Genomic DNA, 14,696 nt, shown 5'->3' on the forward strand with positions numbered 1-14,696 from the left:
GTTATTTGCTAGAGCATTTTCCAGTCCCGTATGAAGATGAATTGTTTTATAGTATAGTCTCTAGATATCATATGCGAAGTCCAGATTTATCTAAAAGGAAAACTCTTGAGAAGTTATTTGATAAAAGTAGTTTTTTTTTAGGAATCCAATCTATTGGTATATTGAAACATTTAGTGGATAATCTACAAGTGTTTTCAGATATGTATACTATAAAATATTTTATAGAAAGGCATTCACTGATACCACTGATTAGACCATTTAAAACAGAAGAATGGTACGAGCAATTAAATGAAGGAATAGGTTCAAAAGTTTATCATAATCAATTCAGTTTAAAAAAAGGGAATATAAAATCCAAAGAGCATTTATACTGTTGTTCAGCATGTATAAAAGAACAATATGAACTTTATGGCGAAGCTTATTGGAATAGAGTACATCAGGTTCCAGGAGTTTTTGTTTGCATTAAACATCAAATACCTCTAATTAAGCATCCAACTAATATCACACACTTGTATACATATAAATTTATCTATCCTAAACTTACGGATAGTATGGATAATGAGTCTTCTTTTGAAAATAAACTTATGGATGAATTAATAGGGATTGCAGAAGATGTGAAGTATTTGTTAAGTAAAAATTTCTCGTCTTTTGAGAAAGATTATTATGTTGAGAAGTATGAGACACTCCTGGAGATTAAAGGTATCGGATATCCTATGTTAAAAAGAACTCAACGATTAAGTGAATTACTTCAAGATCATTATTCGCAAAATCTATTATGTATGCTGGAATCTTCATTTCAAATAAATGAAAGATCATCATGGGTAAATTATATTTTTGGTCAAGGTAGTATCCGATTTTGTCATCCAATTAGACATATATTGGTTATGCGTTGCTTGTGTGGTTCTGTAAAAAACTTTTTTGAAAATGATTTTATATATGAACCTTTTGGAAAGGGACCATGGATATGTATGAATCCTTTAGCTAATCATTATTTGCAAAAAAACGTTAAAAAGGTGGAAATTAGTGTTCATGGATTCAATCGAGAAGTACAAGGAGATTTCACATGTAATTGTGGTTTCATATATAGGCTTAGAGAAAGAGAAAAAGACCCCTTAAATATCCTTTATTGGAGCAATAGAATTGTTGAAAAAGGACATGTATGGGAGAGAGAATTTAATAAGCTTTTATCAAGTGGATGTACTCAGAAAGAAATCGCAATGAAAACAGGACTTACACCACCTACTATACGAAAAATATTAAGGGATCGTAAAAAAATAATAAAAAAACTAGACAGTAAAGAAACTTTACAAATTTCGCGAGAAAAGAGAACACGGGATTATAAAGAAAAATGGATACAATTAAGATGTAAATATCCAACCTATACAAGAGTAGAATTGGCTCATTTAAATCGAGCAGCGTATGCTTGGTTGAGTAAATTTGAGAGAATATGGCTAGAAAGTCATTTACCGTCCAAAGTTTTGGGTAAAAATTCAATGAAAAAAAGTAAGGAAAGTTACAATAAAGAAGATTTAATACATATAGAAAATGCCAAAAAAATAGTTAATGATTGGGAAGAATATGAAAAAGTTAGAGGTAAGTTAATTCGAAAAACGTACTCAGCTGTTACGAAGATATTAGGAGAATATAAAAGGTGTTCGAAAAGAAAGAATCATCCATTGTTGAAAGATTATATTGCGACAATTGAAGAATCGTTGCAAGATTTTCAAAAAAGAAGGGTTCGATATGTACTTGAACATAAATTCAAAGATGTAGTAGTTAGTTTATCTGAATTAAAAGATGCAGCGAGTGTAAAAGTAGCAGTAAGAAAAGGGGAAGGGGATATAAAAGAATATATAATACGGTTGGTAAAGGAACACAACCAAGCAATCTTAATGAAAAGATAAAGAAATATATAATTGTTTTTGGGAATGTGGAAAAAGCAATGCATTATGCATCTAATATAAATGTATAATGCATTGCTTTTTATATATCAACGAATAGTTTGGAAAGTTGTATTGTACAACTTTCTTTTAAAAAGAAAAAAATTGTAATTTGGAATTGAAGTTGTTATTGTACAACTATGTTTTAATGTTATTTAAAAGGATCTTTAATCAATGGGCTATACAGCAATGTTATTGTACAACTTTGTTTTAACATAACAATAGTGAAAGCATGACAGTATAATGTCATGCTTTTTTATTAGAATTTGGTTGTAATAAAAATAATGCAAGACCAATAAAAATAACTGTAATGCCTAGTCCTTGTTGTAAAGAAATAGTCTCATTTAATATAAAGTACGCTAGTATACAAGTCCCAATTGTTTCTCCTAAAATGCTCATGGAGATTACAGTAGCACTCATCCATTTTAATAACCAATTAAAAATCGTTTGCCCTAAAATCGTAGCAATAAACGCCAAACCAATAAAGCATAGCCAAGTTTGTGTAGAGTAATGGATAAAAGATTCGTGTTTCATATAAGAAAATATACCAAGAAAACAGGCGCTACTTCCATAACTAATGAGCGAATACGGTATAAGTGACAAATCTTTACGAACATGTTGGCTAATGAAAAAATAAGCAGTAATAATTCCTGCCGCAATAAATGCTAAAATATCTCCGTATAAGGCTTCCCCGCTCATTTGGAAATCTTGCCAGCCAATGATGATACTTCCTGAAATAGCAATGAGACAACCGATAACCGCGCCTCTCGCAAACTTCTCCTTGAATAAAAAATAACCACCAATCATTGAGAATAAAGGTTGTAACGTTACGATAACAGTAGAGCTTGCTACAGAAGTATATTGTAACGATTCAAACCATAGTACATAATGTGCAGCTAAAAATAGCCCAGAAATGAATCCGAATGTCCATTGTTTTTTCGTTAAAGTTTTTAGCTCATTTCGACTATTTTTACTAAATAGTAATAACGGTAACAGAATTAGTGTGGCAAAGAATAATCGGTAAAAAGCAATGATTGTCGCAGGAGCATCTGCCAATTTTACAAAAATCGCTGAAGTTGATAAGGCGAATACACCGAAAAATAAGATGCAATATGAAAGAATAGGTGATTTCAAAGTTTGTCCCTCCGATAGATTGTCTATTATAATGAACTAAATACGATAAAATGTACAAAGGTAAGTATATAAGTCTCGGAGACGATAGAAAAGGATTATTTGCCTTTGTTTAGTAAGTCAGCACAAAAGCGATGAAATATATATTATGATGGACGAAGGAAGGATTTACTATGATACATGATAGGCTTGGACAAACTGTATTAAGTTATCGTAAGAAAAATAAAATGACTATTCGCGAATTTGCGGATTATGCAGGGATTAGTACTTCATTAATTAGCCAAATTGAACGAGGACATGCGAATCCCTCGTTAAGTGTATTGGAATTAATAGCGAAAGCATTAAATGTACCGCTATTTACACTGTTTATTAATGAGATTGATACAGATTCGCTCATTTCTAAGAAGAAAGATAGAAAGAAAGTATATCGAGAAAATAGCGATCACATAGTTTACGATGTATTAACACCAGATTTTATGAAAGCGCGTATTGAAATGTTAATGATGGACCTAAATAAACAAGCAAATACAACGGAAAATCACTATTCACATGAAGATAAAGAAGAAATTGCTGTTGTTATGAAAGGAGAAGTTTATGTGGAGTTAGAAGGCAAAGAGTACTTCTTAGAAGAAGGAGATGTTGTACGTATCCCGCCAAATGTGAAACATCGTTTTTTGAATAAGAGTGATGAATCCAATCATATTTTATTTGTATTGACGCCATCTTTAGGATGAGTAAAAAGTGGTTTTTTTACGGGGGATAGAAAGATGGAAAATAAAACTGTTTTAAAAGGTGGCTTGTCAATTATTTCTCAATGTAAAAAAGAAACAAATGATATTTGGCATGCACATTTCGGAGCAGCTGCAATTGCTAGTTACTTTTTCATGAAAGATATCAATATGGAAGAAGAGATAGCTCGAAGTATGTTTTCTCAAACTAAAATGATGCTAAGCAAGCAAAACTTAGGTGAAATCATCGATCATAAAGAAGAAATTGATTTTCAAAGTGCTGAAAAAATGATTATAAGATCATTAGAGCATACAATTGATGAACTTCATTGGGTCGGACATAATGTCATTTATGCTGCATTAAGTTTATTAGCTATGAAAGAGTTACAAAAATGGGGCGATAATCAAGCAATTGAAGGGATTACGAACCTTATATTATCGTTTCGAAAAACAATTCCAGGTAGATCGTGGATTGGTTTTACGACGAAGGAAGTAAAACAATTAAGTATAAAAGATGAGATAGAAAGTGAATTGAAAAATCCGAAACAACTATCAAAGTTTATTTTAAAGGAGCTATCGCAATTTAATATTATTTATAGAGCGGAATCTCATCATGATTTAATTGGTCATTTACTTACATTTTCTCATGCAATTAATATTATGTATGACTTAGGGCATATAGATATATTCCATCGAGGGATACGTCCACTATTAAAACTAGTATACGTGTTACGTGCTAGTCAAAATCTAACTTCAAATAGTGAAATAACTCTACACTCACCGATAGATTGTTTACCTTTAATTGAATCTAAACGGGCTCATATTTTACCAACAGAAAATCAGTTTTGGCTAAAAGACTACAGTACATTTGATTGGGATTTTGGACATGTCTTTAAATTCTCATATAGTTACTTTGATCATATTAAGAGGGCTCCAAAATATAAAGATATAACTTTAGAGAAATTCCGATTTGTTATGAATACGTAATGAAGCCTAATGGTCTGTATTAAGGTACAAAAATATAAATTTATTTGTTGTTAGTATATTATTTTAAAATATGTAAGATTTTACATGAGTATTTTACTTTTACTAATTATGTAAATAGGCTATACTAAAATACATATATTTTAGTATTGGAGAGAGAAGTAAAACGACATGGAATTAGTGAAATTGGAAAAAGTAATTGAAATAAAGAAAGAAGAACTTTTATATTTAGTATCAGATTACGGAATTCAACATGAAAAAGTATTGGCATTAAGTCAAGAAATAGACAAATTAATTAATTACTTTATGTTTTTAAAATAGGAAGAACTATGACATGATGTGAAAATGTTATAGTTCTTTTTTATTTGGAAATTCAGATGTATATTCTATATACTGATAATAGATGGAATATTCTGTTTTATGAGAGGGGAATATATGATATTACATGCACACATTTCAGGTGAAGGAGAACCAATTGTACTTTTACACTCTGGAGGTATGACAGGTTTAGTAGAATATGAAGAGCAGGCAGCACTTTTTGGAGAACAAAATTATCAAGTCATTCGCCCTGATTTAAGAGGGCATGGAAAATCAGGGGGGACATTGGAGAATTATTTCCTACGTTCTGTAAAGGATTTATATGATACGTTAGAGCATTTACAAATTGATAGATGTCATATCGCTGGTGTTTCACTAGGAGGATTAGTCGCTTTATTATTTGCAAAAAAGTATCCAGAGAAAGTGAGAACATTAACTTTTTCAGGTATATTTCCGGTTAAGAGGGATAATTGGGAAGAGTCGTTGGAGTATGAAGCGAAGTGTCATCAGCAATTGATGGAAAATGAAGAAGTTGTAACTTATATGAATCAAATTCATGAAAAAAGTGATTGGAAAGCATTGCTTGAATCGTGGCAAGTTAAAGATTGGTACCCTTACGATGAAACTGGTGAAGTAGCGAATCTTCAAATACCTACACTTTGTATTGCTGGGGGAGATTCAGAAGATGAAGTTACAGCTGCTACAACGTTCAAACAATTAAACAAAAATATTCATATTGCCATTATTCCGTTTGCTGGTCACTTAGTGCATAGTGATCAACCAAAAATTTATTCGAATATATTGTCTAATTTCTTACAGAACGCGCAAGTTGCTAGTCGAATATAAGGACTTTTGGGTATAATAATAAAGGAATTATTAATTGTATCGGTTAGGAGCGCAATACATATGAAAACAGTTGTTGTCATCGGTGGAGGTATAACGGGACTTTCTACTATGTTTTATTTAGAAAAATTAACAAAGGATTATAATATAGATTTAAATTTAATCCTTGTAGAAAAAGAAGAGTACTTAGGTGGGAAAATCCATAGTGTAGAAGAAAAGGATTTTATTATGGAATCCGGAGCAGATTCTATCGTTGCTCGTAATGAACATGTCATGCCGCTTATAAAGGATTTAAATTTAGAAGAAGAAATGGTGTATAACGAAACGGGTATTTCTTACATATATTCTGATAATACTTTACATCCAATTCCTTCTGATACTATATTTGGGATACCGATGAGTGTCCAGTCGTTGTTTAGCAGTACGCTAGTATCAACGAAAGGAAAAATTGTTGCTTTAAAAGATTTCATAACGAAAAATAAAGAGTTTACAAAAGATACTTCTCTTGCTGTATTTTTAGAAAGCTTTTTAGGGAAAGAGTTAGTAGAAAGACAAATTGCTCCGGTGCTTTCAGGTGTATATTCTGGTAAATTGAATGAGCTTACTATGGCGTCTACACTACCGTATTTACTGGATTATAAAAATAAATATGGAAGTATTATTAAAGGTTTTGAAGAGAATAAAAAACAGTTTCAATCAGCAGGAAATAAAAAGTTCGTATCATTTAAAGGTGGATTATCTACGATTATTGATCGTTTAGAAAAAGTGCTGACTGAGACTGTTATTAAGAAGGGGGCTGTAACGACCGCTGTAAGCAAACAAGGTAATCGCTATGAAGTCTCCTTTGCAAATCACGAATCAATCCAAGCTGATTATGTTGTTTTAGCAACTCCGCATGATATCGCAGAAAGTTTATTACAGTCTAATGAGTTAAACGAGCAGTTTCATACATTTAAAAATTCATCACTTATAAGTATTTACTTAGGATTTGACATACTAGATGAACAATTACCAGCGGACGGCACAGGATTTATCGTAACAGAAAACAGTGATTTACATTGTGATGCTTGTACATGGACAAGCCGGAAGTGGAAACATACATCTGGAAACCAAAAGCTATTAGTGAGAATGTTTTATAAGAGTACGAATCCGGTATATGAAACGATTAAAAATTATAATGAAGAAGAATTAGTACGAGTCGCTTTATATGATATTGAAAAGAGTCTCGGAATTAAAGGTGAACCAGAAGTAGTTGAAGTGACAAATTGGAAAGATTTAATGCCGAAATATCATTTAGAACATAATCAAGCAGTTCAAACATTACAAGAAAAAATGACGGATCTATATCCTAATGTATACTTAGCGGGTGCCTCATATTACGGTGTCGGAATTGGTGCGTGTATTGGAAATGGAAAGAACACTGCGGATGAAATCATTGCAACATTAAATGAACCGGCAAATTAATATAGCATATATAAATAAAATGTCCCTCCGTTATATTGGAGGGACATTTTATTTATTTTACTTGAATTGAGATCTTTTTATTCGTTGTATGATTTTCAGTAATCGTTAATGTTATGTTACCGGATTCTTTAAATGAATATGATGAGAGTTGATAAAGCTCTTTTATACCATGTTTCTCTTTTAATTTATGGACAGGAAGTAATGTTATGTTCGGTTTCCATGTTTCCTGTTTACCGGAAGGATAGCTTACTATTATTTCTGGATTATTTAATTGCATTGGTTTCCAAGAGGCAAAATGTAGCTTAACTTCTGTATCTTTTTTTAGTAATTCTTCTGAGAAATATCCAAGCTCTCCAATGTTACCGAAAACCGTAAAGTTTTGATTTTGTAATGTGATGTCTAAATGTTTAGGTTGATATGTTGCTGCGTGATAGATTCCATATGAAAGAGAAAGAGTAGCGGCGATTAAAATGCTGATTGAAAATGTCTTAAAGCTATTGCCTTTAAAACTAGTCATCATGAATGAGTTTGGGGCGACCTTTTTCGCAAATAAAAATATGAGTAATATGAGTAAGAGGGATAAGCTGATGAATATATACAAAGGAAATTTACACCTCCACAATAAAATAATGTATCAACTATATTTTACCATAAATGTATGGGGTAGGGTGTTGTTTTAGAAGGGAAAAGTGAGTATGGAATAAAGAGATGGTCAGTGTACTATGATCATCTCTTTATTTTTTCTCATCATGTGAAAGCAAGAAGGGTTACTCTTAGTTCGTATTGAATTAAGAGGGTAGGCTACTCTTGAAATATTTGATTAATGAGACATTGAGGACTTTCCTAATTATAAATATGTTTTCTGCTATAATGAATAAGTAGAAAGAAAGGAGTGATCCTATGGCATTTCCTATATTAGAAACAGAACGTTTGCGTTTAGTTGAAATAGAACAATCTTATTGTCAAAAAATATTTGAAATCTTTTCATTGGATGAGGTAACGTGTTTTTACGGTATGAATTCTTTTACGGAGTTTGGACAAGCTTCACGTATGATTGAATCTTTTTCAAAAAATTATTTTGAGAAAAAGGCAATACGATGGGGGATTGTATTAAAAGAAACAAATGCTTTAATAGGTACAATTGGATTAAATAATTTACAATTATGGAGTAAACGATCTGAAATTGGATATGATTTACATCCTCGTTACTGGGGGAATGGTTATGCGTCAGAAGCAGCCAGGGAAATTATTCATTATGGATTTCAAGATTTAGGCTTATTTAGAATTGGTGCTATTACATACCCTGAAAATGTTACTTCTTGTAAAATGTTATCTAAAATAGGCTTTCATAAAGAAGGGTTATTACGTGGATATATTCATCAAGGAAATAAGCAACATGATGCACTATTGTATTCTATAGTTCGAACGGATGTTGAAGTTATAAATTTATAATAAAAAACCCCTCTTAAATAAGAGGGGTTAAGCTAAAAATTAACCTAACTTAGGTAATAAACGTTCTCCGCTTTTCATGCTACTTTTACATAAAGGGCATTTAGGCTCTTCTTCAAATGAAAAGTTCTTTCTCATCCATCCTAAACAATCCTCTGCTTCACATTCCCAGACAGGGGTTTGTTCTGGTGGTACTTCTGCTACATCGTTCTTTCGATTGCGATACATGTAACCACTCCTTTTATGTAAAAAATTTTAGTTATATATTAAAAAGGTTGTTAACCGTGCTGGTAACAACCTTTTTATTGTTTGAATTATAGCTTTACAACGTTTTTAGCTTGAGGTCCACGGTTACCGTCTTCAACTTCGAAGCTAACTTCTTGACCTTCGTCAAGAGATTTGAAGCCGTCGCCAGTGATAGCTGAGAAGTGAACGAATACGTCGTTGCCACCTTCAACTTCGATGAAACCGAAACCTTTTTCGCTGTTAAACCATTTTACTTTACCTGTTAATGTCATGGTAATGCCTCCTAAAAATTAAAAAGATTACAATATGTTCGGCCTTATTTGAATGAAAAATAAAATTTCACATATTATCAAAAACCCATAAGGAATATAAAATGTTCCTCATTGATACTTGATAATATGCAAAGAAAATATACTGTTAAATTGACCTTAATTACTATCTTACAACAAATGGTGGGAAATAGCAAGTGCTGGTAATACCAGTGTGAAATAGGATGGTAAAAGACACAAAAACATCTCTTTTATTTATATATTATTCCTAATTTTGGTTTATGCTAAACTAAGAACATTTTTATTAGGAATTTGTATTAGTAAATCGATATATAGTATAAGAATAGTGTTGATGTATTTGTTAAGGAGGCGAGAATATTGCAGTCTAATCAATTTAAAATAATTGAAGCAGCCAAAGAAGGAAGAAGAAAAACAAATACAGTTATAACAATGTGATAAAAGCTGTCAAAAAAGATTGGAAAAGCAATCAATCAAGTTAGGTTATCCCAAAGACTTCAACACTTATGTTTTAAGACTGGTTATAGATTTTTATAATATTAAATCAGACATAAAATATTCTTATGAGCATAAAATAGGGATAATCCACAATTTGTATATTCAGAATCATTTATTGAATTCATTGTGTCGGAAATAAAGAAAAACCCTGATGATTTTGTGGAAAGCTTAGAAAATAAAAAATAATTCATCGAAAAATGTGTAGCATCGGTTTTTTTGGGGAATTTAGGTTATTATATAAATAATAAGTTAACTTGTGAAGGAGAATACTGGGTCTCAAAATGAGGTAAGCTGCCAAGCAGTGAGCGTTCCTATGTACCTAGGGTTATCTAAAATCTCTTTACCTTTTACTAGGTGGAGGGATTTTTTTATTTATCAAAAATTGTAAAATAACATTTTGAGTAAATCGAATACTATGAGATAATTAAGCTATCAATAATAGCGGAGGAAAATCAGGTCATGAAAAATTTTTATTTAATTGGCGAATCAAAAATCAACGGCGACAAGCCTCATTCAGTAACTGAGTTTGAAAATGTAACAAGCAAAGAATTTCCTTACTTTCAGAACGGCAGCAAATACGCCTGTTGTGAATTTTGTGGAAGCGTTGTCAGCATCACAAACGGTGTGAATAATAACTCTAGGTCAAATGCTACTCGTGCTATGTACGCCAAACATACTTCTACCAAGGATGGTTTTGACTTCAATGATAATTATAAAGAGTGTGTAGGTTATTCAGGCAATGAGAAGGGATGGCAGCAACTCTTTACTCAAGGGGGGAAGACGAAAAAGAATCAGGACTTAGAAAATTATATTGACAAACATAAGGATGAAATTGGGAGTCAATTGTTTGATTTGAGTGGAGTGCGCTTCTCAAATAAAAGTGGAGTAAATCCATTATTTGTTAAAATGTATGATTCTTTCAAAGCAAATAGAGGTCTATATATTGAATCTTGGTATCCTTCAATGGTTCCGCATTTATTAATGCAGAAAACTTCAAATTTAAATTTCTGGGGCTATATAGTGAATGATGATATTGCTCAAATGTTAAGCAATCAAGGGCTAAAGCTTGATGGAAATCAATTCAAGGAATCGGGATATGATATAAGTTTTGACCTAGATAATGATGAGAAACCTGCGCATCTCATTGTTAGATTAGTAGGTTCAGGAAATGCGATTGAAATTTCTAAATGTTCGCTAGGAGAAATTTTTGGCTAATAAGTGAGGAGGTAACTCCAAAATCTAGAAATGTTACAAAATTAGAATCCATATAGTAAATGGGAAGAGTCTCCTGAATTTGAATCAGAGGGCTTATTTTTCGCATCAAAAAGAAATTTATGGGGGAGAAAAGCGAAACAACGAAATCTAAGTTAATGAAAGAGGGAGAAACTATGGGGATTATAGCGTTTGAGGGAGCGAGTGCGGTTGGTAAGAGCACAACGTGTCGTGAGTTAGAAAAGAATTACGGTGCTTATATTATACCTGAAGTGAATTTATTATTTGAAAGACCAAAAAATGAACATAGAACATGGTATTTTGAAAAGCAAGTAGAGCGCTGGAAAATAGCAGTGCAGAAGTCAGAGCAATATAAATTAATAATACTTGATGGAGACATTTATCAGCCACTTAGCTATAATTGGTGTTTCCATTTTGAAATATTTGATCAGCCATTATCTTTAATAGAAAACTTTTATAAAGATAAGCTGGTTAATAGGGAAATTGGTTTTCCAGATCAATATTTTTATTTATATACAAATGATGAAGAACTTAGAAAACGGAAAGAATCTGACGAGACTAAAAGAAGAAGAAACTTTGAAAAACATTTATATATATCAAAATCGTTTCAACGTTATTATGAAAATTTAAATAACGTTACAGACGGGTATTGTAAAATAATTGAAGCGAAAAGTGTGAAAACGAATGAACTAGAAATTGTAAATAACTTAAACAGTTTACATGTGTGTGAAGAGAGTCGTTTTGATGTTTCGAGATTAGATGCGATTACGAAGTGGTTAAAAGAAAATCGCGCATAAAAAGAACGAGTACCTTATAAGGTACTCGTTCTTTTTATGCATATTGAATATGTAAGTTCGTTTCATAAATTGTTTTTAAAATTTGTAAGTTTGCTTGTTCATTTTTATGGATAGCATTTTTATATTTAGGTAAGAAAAGTTGAGAAGGATAAACTGGGAGTTCACCGCAAATATCAATACCATAGATAGATTTATTCATAATTAGAGAATGAATAAATTGTAAAAGTCTAGATAATTTCATGTGCCCTTGATCCCAATTGGTAATAGTAACTTTTGGATCTAACACATCTTTATCAATGCTTACATATATTGTTTCTGTATGAATATGTGAAAGTATTGTATGTATGGATACTTCATGTGATATATCAATTGGAAAAATTTCTACGTATGGACAATCATTAGAATGAATTGTAAGAGAAGAAGGCCCAATAATGATTACCTTCTTTAAATTATCATTATTTCGAAGAGAAAATGATACCCAAGATCCACAGGAAATAAGAGTCTGTTCATTCGCTCCCTGTAAGTTCATATCAGTATGATGATCAAATAGTATAAGGGTAAAAGGCTTGTCCATTTCTTCTAATAGTAAATAAGATACATAATGATAATTCCCAGAACCTATAAAAGTAATCCCCTTATTTTTTCTACGATTTAATGCTCTTTTTATTTGCATTAAAGAAGTGTTTTCGCAATATAGATTTGTGTGTGTTAAATGAGTAAAATCAATATCTTCATGTGAATAAGAATGTAGTTTATTTTGTAATAAATACGTATCATCAAAGTTTAAAAAAGTTAAACCGTTATGCAATAAACTCATATTTATTCATCTCCTTTATAGGTAGGCTAGCACATATTTTTATAAAATTAAAATGAAATGCTTAGAGGTGAAGTTGCATTTGAAAAAGATGGTTTTTTTGACAGAATAATCTTTCAATTTGTAAAAGAAAGAAATATAATATAAGGAAATACATATGTGGTTTAGGGAATAGAAAATATGAAATGAGATATGCGGGAGGAAACAAGCAAGATGAAAACATTCTTTAAAATAATTGGAATTATAGCTGGCATGGCGGTAATCGGAGTAGGTTTAACATATGGTATGCTGTATTATTTGAATAATAGTAAACCAGCTGCGAAAAAGGCATCACCAGCTGCTCCAGCAGCAGAAGTGCTGGCTGATAGTAATGTAAAAGCTGAAGATGCAAAGCTTTTAGAAAATGGCAATCATTCATTACCGAATAGCGGTTTTAATAAAAATTTTAAATGGACAGATGAGAACATACAGACAGCGTTACATGAAATGGCACATCAAAAAACGAAGGCTGATCAAAAATGGGGTTATATTTTTATTACACAAGAACGAATTGAAAGTTTGCTTGATATTGTAAAAAGTAATGATCTAGTACAAGGAACTACATATGCAGACATTTTAGAGAGATGGAAACAAGGAAAATATGAAAAGATGGATGAGGATCATAATAAGATTTGGAAATTACAAAGCGGGAATTTAGGAGAAGGAAAAGGAGTAATGTCAGAAGCGGAACAAAAAGAGTTAATTAATCAAGTGTTTATGCAAAAAGGTACATATTCAGGTAGTAAATTAATTGCAGGTGGAGAACAGACTAATAAATAAGAAGTATGTTGATTTTGAAACACCTTTGTTGTTATACATACAAAGGTGTTTTTGTTGACACAAGAAATAAATGGCTTTCCGTTTTCTTCTTTAGGAATAATGTGTGCAATTGCTAGTTTACTCGTCCTTCCAATTATATTTGTTCTAGTTAAAGGAAAAGCATTATCTAATAAAAAGAAGGTGACTATATAAGTAGTATGAAAGAAAACGTGGATTGATATTCTTCAAAGGATTTCAATTCATGTTTTCTTTCATATTCTTTTTATACTTTCATCACTTTTAAGAGTGAAAGAAACGACTGTACTACAGGGGAAATCCATCTAGATTTATGATAGATTATATGACTTTGAATAACAGTTGACGTTTCGATAGGCTGAAAACAGAGTTGCTCTTTTTGACAACTTTCTTGTACAACGATGTAAGGAAGAATTGAAATTCCTAACTCACACATAACGGATTGTTTAATAACTTCAACGTTGGAAGTTTCAAATGTTTTAGCTGGAATATTCCCGCTTTGACGTAAAAAACGATCTACCATTGGTCTATAACCGCAGCTTTGTTCAGTAAAAATAAACTGAGTATCCTTTAATAAACAAAACGGATTAGATTGTGTAGAATAATGAGGTGGTAAAATCCATCCAAATGTTTCATTACTAAATGTACGCGTAATAAAATCATTATGTTCTATACATTCTCCAATTATGAAGACAATGTCTGTTTCTCCTTCACGTAATTTTTGTAATGCTTGTTCATTTGTATTTGTTTCAAGTACGATATTTACTTTCGGATTTTTCTGTTTGTAAGTACGTAATAATTGTGGTAAACGGTACACTGCTAATGATTCGTTTGATGTAATACTTAATGTACCTTCTAATTGATCGGTATTTTGAGGGATTTCTTGCGCTTTTTCATAAATTGCAAGTAATTCTAAAGCATAAGGATGAAATTGATGACCTGCTTTTGTAAGAAGTATTTTTTTCCCTAATCGATCAAAAAGAGGGAGGTGTAAATCGTTTTCTAATGCTTTCATATGCGCTGTTACAGTAGATTGCGCATAACCTAACGCGTGAGCAGCTTTAGAAAAGCTACCATACTTAACGATGGCACAAAAAGTTTTAACATGTCTCATTTCCATAAAAAATCCCTCT

The 14,696-nt window shown here is 31.6% G+C and carries 18 protein-coding genes and 1 pseudogene; 13 read left to right on the forward strand and 6 right to left on the reverse strand.

Translation table 11 applies throughout. From position 1 onward, the window contains the following. Positions 1-5 precede the first annotated feature (5 nt). The gene (locus MKY00_RS12180; protein WP_016717473.1) at positions 6-1,901 is read left to right on the forward strand and encodes a TnsD family Tn7-like transposition protein; all 1,896 of its coding nucleotides are present in this window, start codon (positions 6-8) and stop codon (positions 1,899-1,901) included. Positions 1,902-2,183: 282 nt separating this feature from the next. Here the strand turns inward: MKY00_RS12180 and MKY00_RS12185 are convergent, their stop codons facing one another. Beyond that, entirely contained in the window at positions 2,184-3,071 is an 888-nt protein-coding gene (locus MKY00_RS12185) for a DMT family transporter (RefSeq protein WP_016717474.1), read from the reverse strand. Positions 3,072-3,241: 170 nt separating this feature from the next. Between MKY00_RS12185 and MKY00_RS12190 the strand changes: the two genes are divergently transcribed. From MKY00_RS12190 to MKY00_RS12210, 5 genes are all read left to right on the forward strand, one after another. Then, positions 3,242-3,802, forward strand: a complete 561-nt coding sequence (locus tag MKY00_RS12190) for a helix-turn-helix domain-containing protein (RefSeq protein WP_000581024.1) — start codon at positions 3,242-3,244, stop codon at positions 3,800-3,802. A gap of 33 nt (positions 3,803-3,835) precedes the next feature. Next, the gene (locus MKY00_RS12195) at positions 3,836-4,783 is read left to right on the forward strand and encodes a hypothetical protein (RefSeq protein WP_016717475.1); all 948 of its coding nucleotides are present in this window, start codon (positions 3,836-3,838) and stop codon (positions 4,781-4,783) included. A gap of 168 nt (positions 4,784-4,951) precedes the next feature. Then, on the forward strand, positions 4,952-5,101 hold the full coding sequence (locus tag MKY00_RS12200; protein WP_000424361.1) for an aspartyl-phosphate phosphatase Spo0E family protein: 150 nt from the start codon (positions 4,952-4,954) through the stop codon (positions 5,099-5,101). Between the two features lie 114 nt (positions 5,102-5,215). Next, positions 5,216-5,944 (forward strand): alpha/beta fold hydrolase, encoded by a 729-nt coding sequence (locus MKY00_RS12205; RefSeq protein ID WP_016717476.1) that lies wholly within the window; start codon positions 5,216-5,218, stop codon positions 5,942-5,944. Between the two features lie 60 nt (positions 5,945-6,004). Continuing rightward, positions 6,005-7,405: a protoporphyrinogen oxidase gene (locus tag MKY00_RS12210; protein WP_016717477.1), complete on the forward strand. Its 1,401-nt coding sequence runs from the start codon at positions 6,005-6,007 to the stop codon at positions 7,403-7,405. Positions 7,406-7,457: 52 nt separating this feature from the next. On the opposite strand, the gene MKY00_RS12215 is transcribed toward MKY00_RS12210, so the two are convergent. Next, entirely contained in the window at positions 7,458-8,006 is a 549-nt protein-coding gene (locus MKY00_RS12215; protein ID WP_016717478.1) for a hypothetical protein, read from the reverse strand. A 299-nt stretch (positions 8,007-8,305) separates the two neighbouring features. Between MKY00_RS12215 and MKY00_RS12220 the strand changes: the two genes are divergently transcribed. Continuing rightward, the gene (locus tag MKY00_RS12220) at positions 8,306-8,857 is read left to right on the forward strand and encodes a GNAT family N-acetyltransferase (RefSeq protein WP_000885372.1); all 552 of its coding nucleotides are present in this window, start codon (positions 8,306-8,308) and stop codon (positions 8,855-8,857) included. Between the two features lie 39 nt (positions 8,858-8,896). Here MKY00_RS12220 and MKY00_RS12225 read toward each other — a convergent pair whose 3' ends face one another. Both MKY00_RS12225 and cspD read right to left on the reverse strand, forming a co-directional pair. Beyond that, on the reverse strand, positions 8,897-9,082 hold the full coding sequence (locus tag MKY00_RS12225) for a cold-shock protein (RefSeq protein WP_000286198.1): 186 nt from the start codon (positions 9,080-9,082) through the stop codon (positions 8,897-8,899). Between the two features lie 86 nt (positions 9,083-9,168). After that, the gene (gene cspD / locus MKY00_RS12230; protein ID WP_000176368.1) at positions 9,169-9,372 is read right to left on the reverse strand and encodes a cold-shock protein CspD; all 204 of its coding nucleotides are present in this window, start codon (positions 9,370-9,372) and stop codon (positions 9,169-9,171) included. 472 nt (positions 9,373-9,844) lie between these two features. Between cspD and MKY00_RS30180 the strand changes: the two genes are divergently transcribed. The 4 genes from MKY00_RS30180 (at position 9,845) to MKY00_RS12240 (ending at position 11,915) form a co-directional block, all read left to right on the forward strand. Beyond that, the gene (locus MKY00_RS30180) at positions 9,845-10,024 is read left to right on the forward strand and encodes a hypothetical protein (RefSeq protein WP_198318922.1); all 180 of its coding nucleotides are present in this window, start codon (positions 9,845-9,847) and stop codon (positions 10,022-10,024) included. Next, positions 10,009-10,071 carry a hypothetical protein gene (locus MKY00_RS30185; protein ID WP_350494781.1) on the forward strand — a complete coding sequence of 21 codons (63 nt, stop codon included), beginning with the start codon at positions 10,009-10,011 and terminating at the stop codon, positions 10,069-10,071. Before MKY00_RS30180 ends, MKY00_RS30185 begins: the two co-directional genes overlap by 16 nt. Positions 10,072-10,344: 273 nt before the next feature. Next, on the forward strand, positions 10,345-11,100 hold the full coding sequence (locus MKY00_RS12235) for a hypothetical protein (RefSeq protein ID WP_016717479.1): 756 nt from the start codon (positions 10,345-10,347) through the stop codon (positions 11,098-11,100). 155 nt (positions 11,101-11,255) lie between these two features. Then, complete coding sequence (locus MKY00_RS12240) at positions 11,256-11,915, forward strand: AAA family ATPase (RefSeq protein ID WP_141114919.1); 660 nt, start codon at positions 11,256-11,258, stop codon at positions 11,913-11,915. A 34-nt stretch (positions 11,916-11,949) separates the two neighbouring features. Here MKY00_RS12240 and MKY00_RS12245 read toward each other — a convergent pair whose 3' ends face one another. Next, complete coding sequence (locus tag MKY00_RS12245) at positions 11,950-12,732, reverse strand: arginase family protein (RefSeq protein ID WP_016717481.1); 783 nt, start codon at positions 12,730-12,732, stop codon at positions 11,950-11,952. Between the two features lie 210 nt (positions 12,733-12,942). On the opposite strand from MKY00_RS12245, the gene MKY00_RS12250 reads away from it, so the two are divergent. Both MKY00_RS12250 and MKY00_RS12255 read left to right on the forward strand, forming a co-directional pair. Then, the gene (locus MKY00_RS12250) at positions 12,943-13,548 is read left to right on the forward strand and encodes a PRK06770 family protein (protein ID WP_016717482.1); all 606 of its coding nucleotides are present in this window, start codon (positions 12,943-12,945) and stop codon (positions 13,546-13,548) included. Between the two features lie 69 nt (positions 13,549-13,617). Beyond that, positions 13,618-13,740, forward strand: a pseudogene (locus tag MKY00_RS12255) (MFS transporter); the annotation flags it as partial. Positions 13,741-13,810: 70 nt separating this feature from the next. Here the strand turns inward: MKY00_RS12255 and MKY00_RS12260 are convergent. Beyond that, the gene (locus MKY00_RS12260; RefSeq protein ID WP_016717483.1) at positions 13,811-14,683 is read right to left on the reverse strand and encodes a LysR family transcriptional regulator; all 873 of its coding nucleotides are present in this window, start codon (positions 14,681-14,683) and stop codon (positions 13,811-13,813) included. Between the last annotated feature and the right edge of the window lie 13 nt (positions 14,684-14,696).

The sequence above is a fragment of the Bacillus sp. FSL R9-9834 genome (assembly GCF_038006905.1).
GTDB lineage: Bacteria > Bacillota > Bacilli > Bacillales > Bacillaceae_G > Bacillus_A > Bacillus_A pacificus.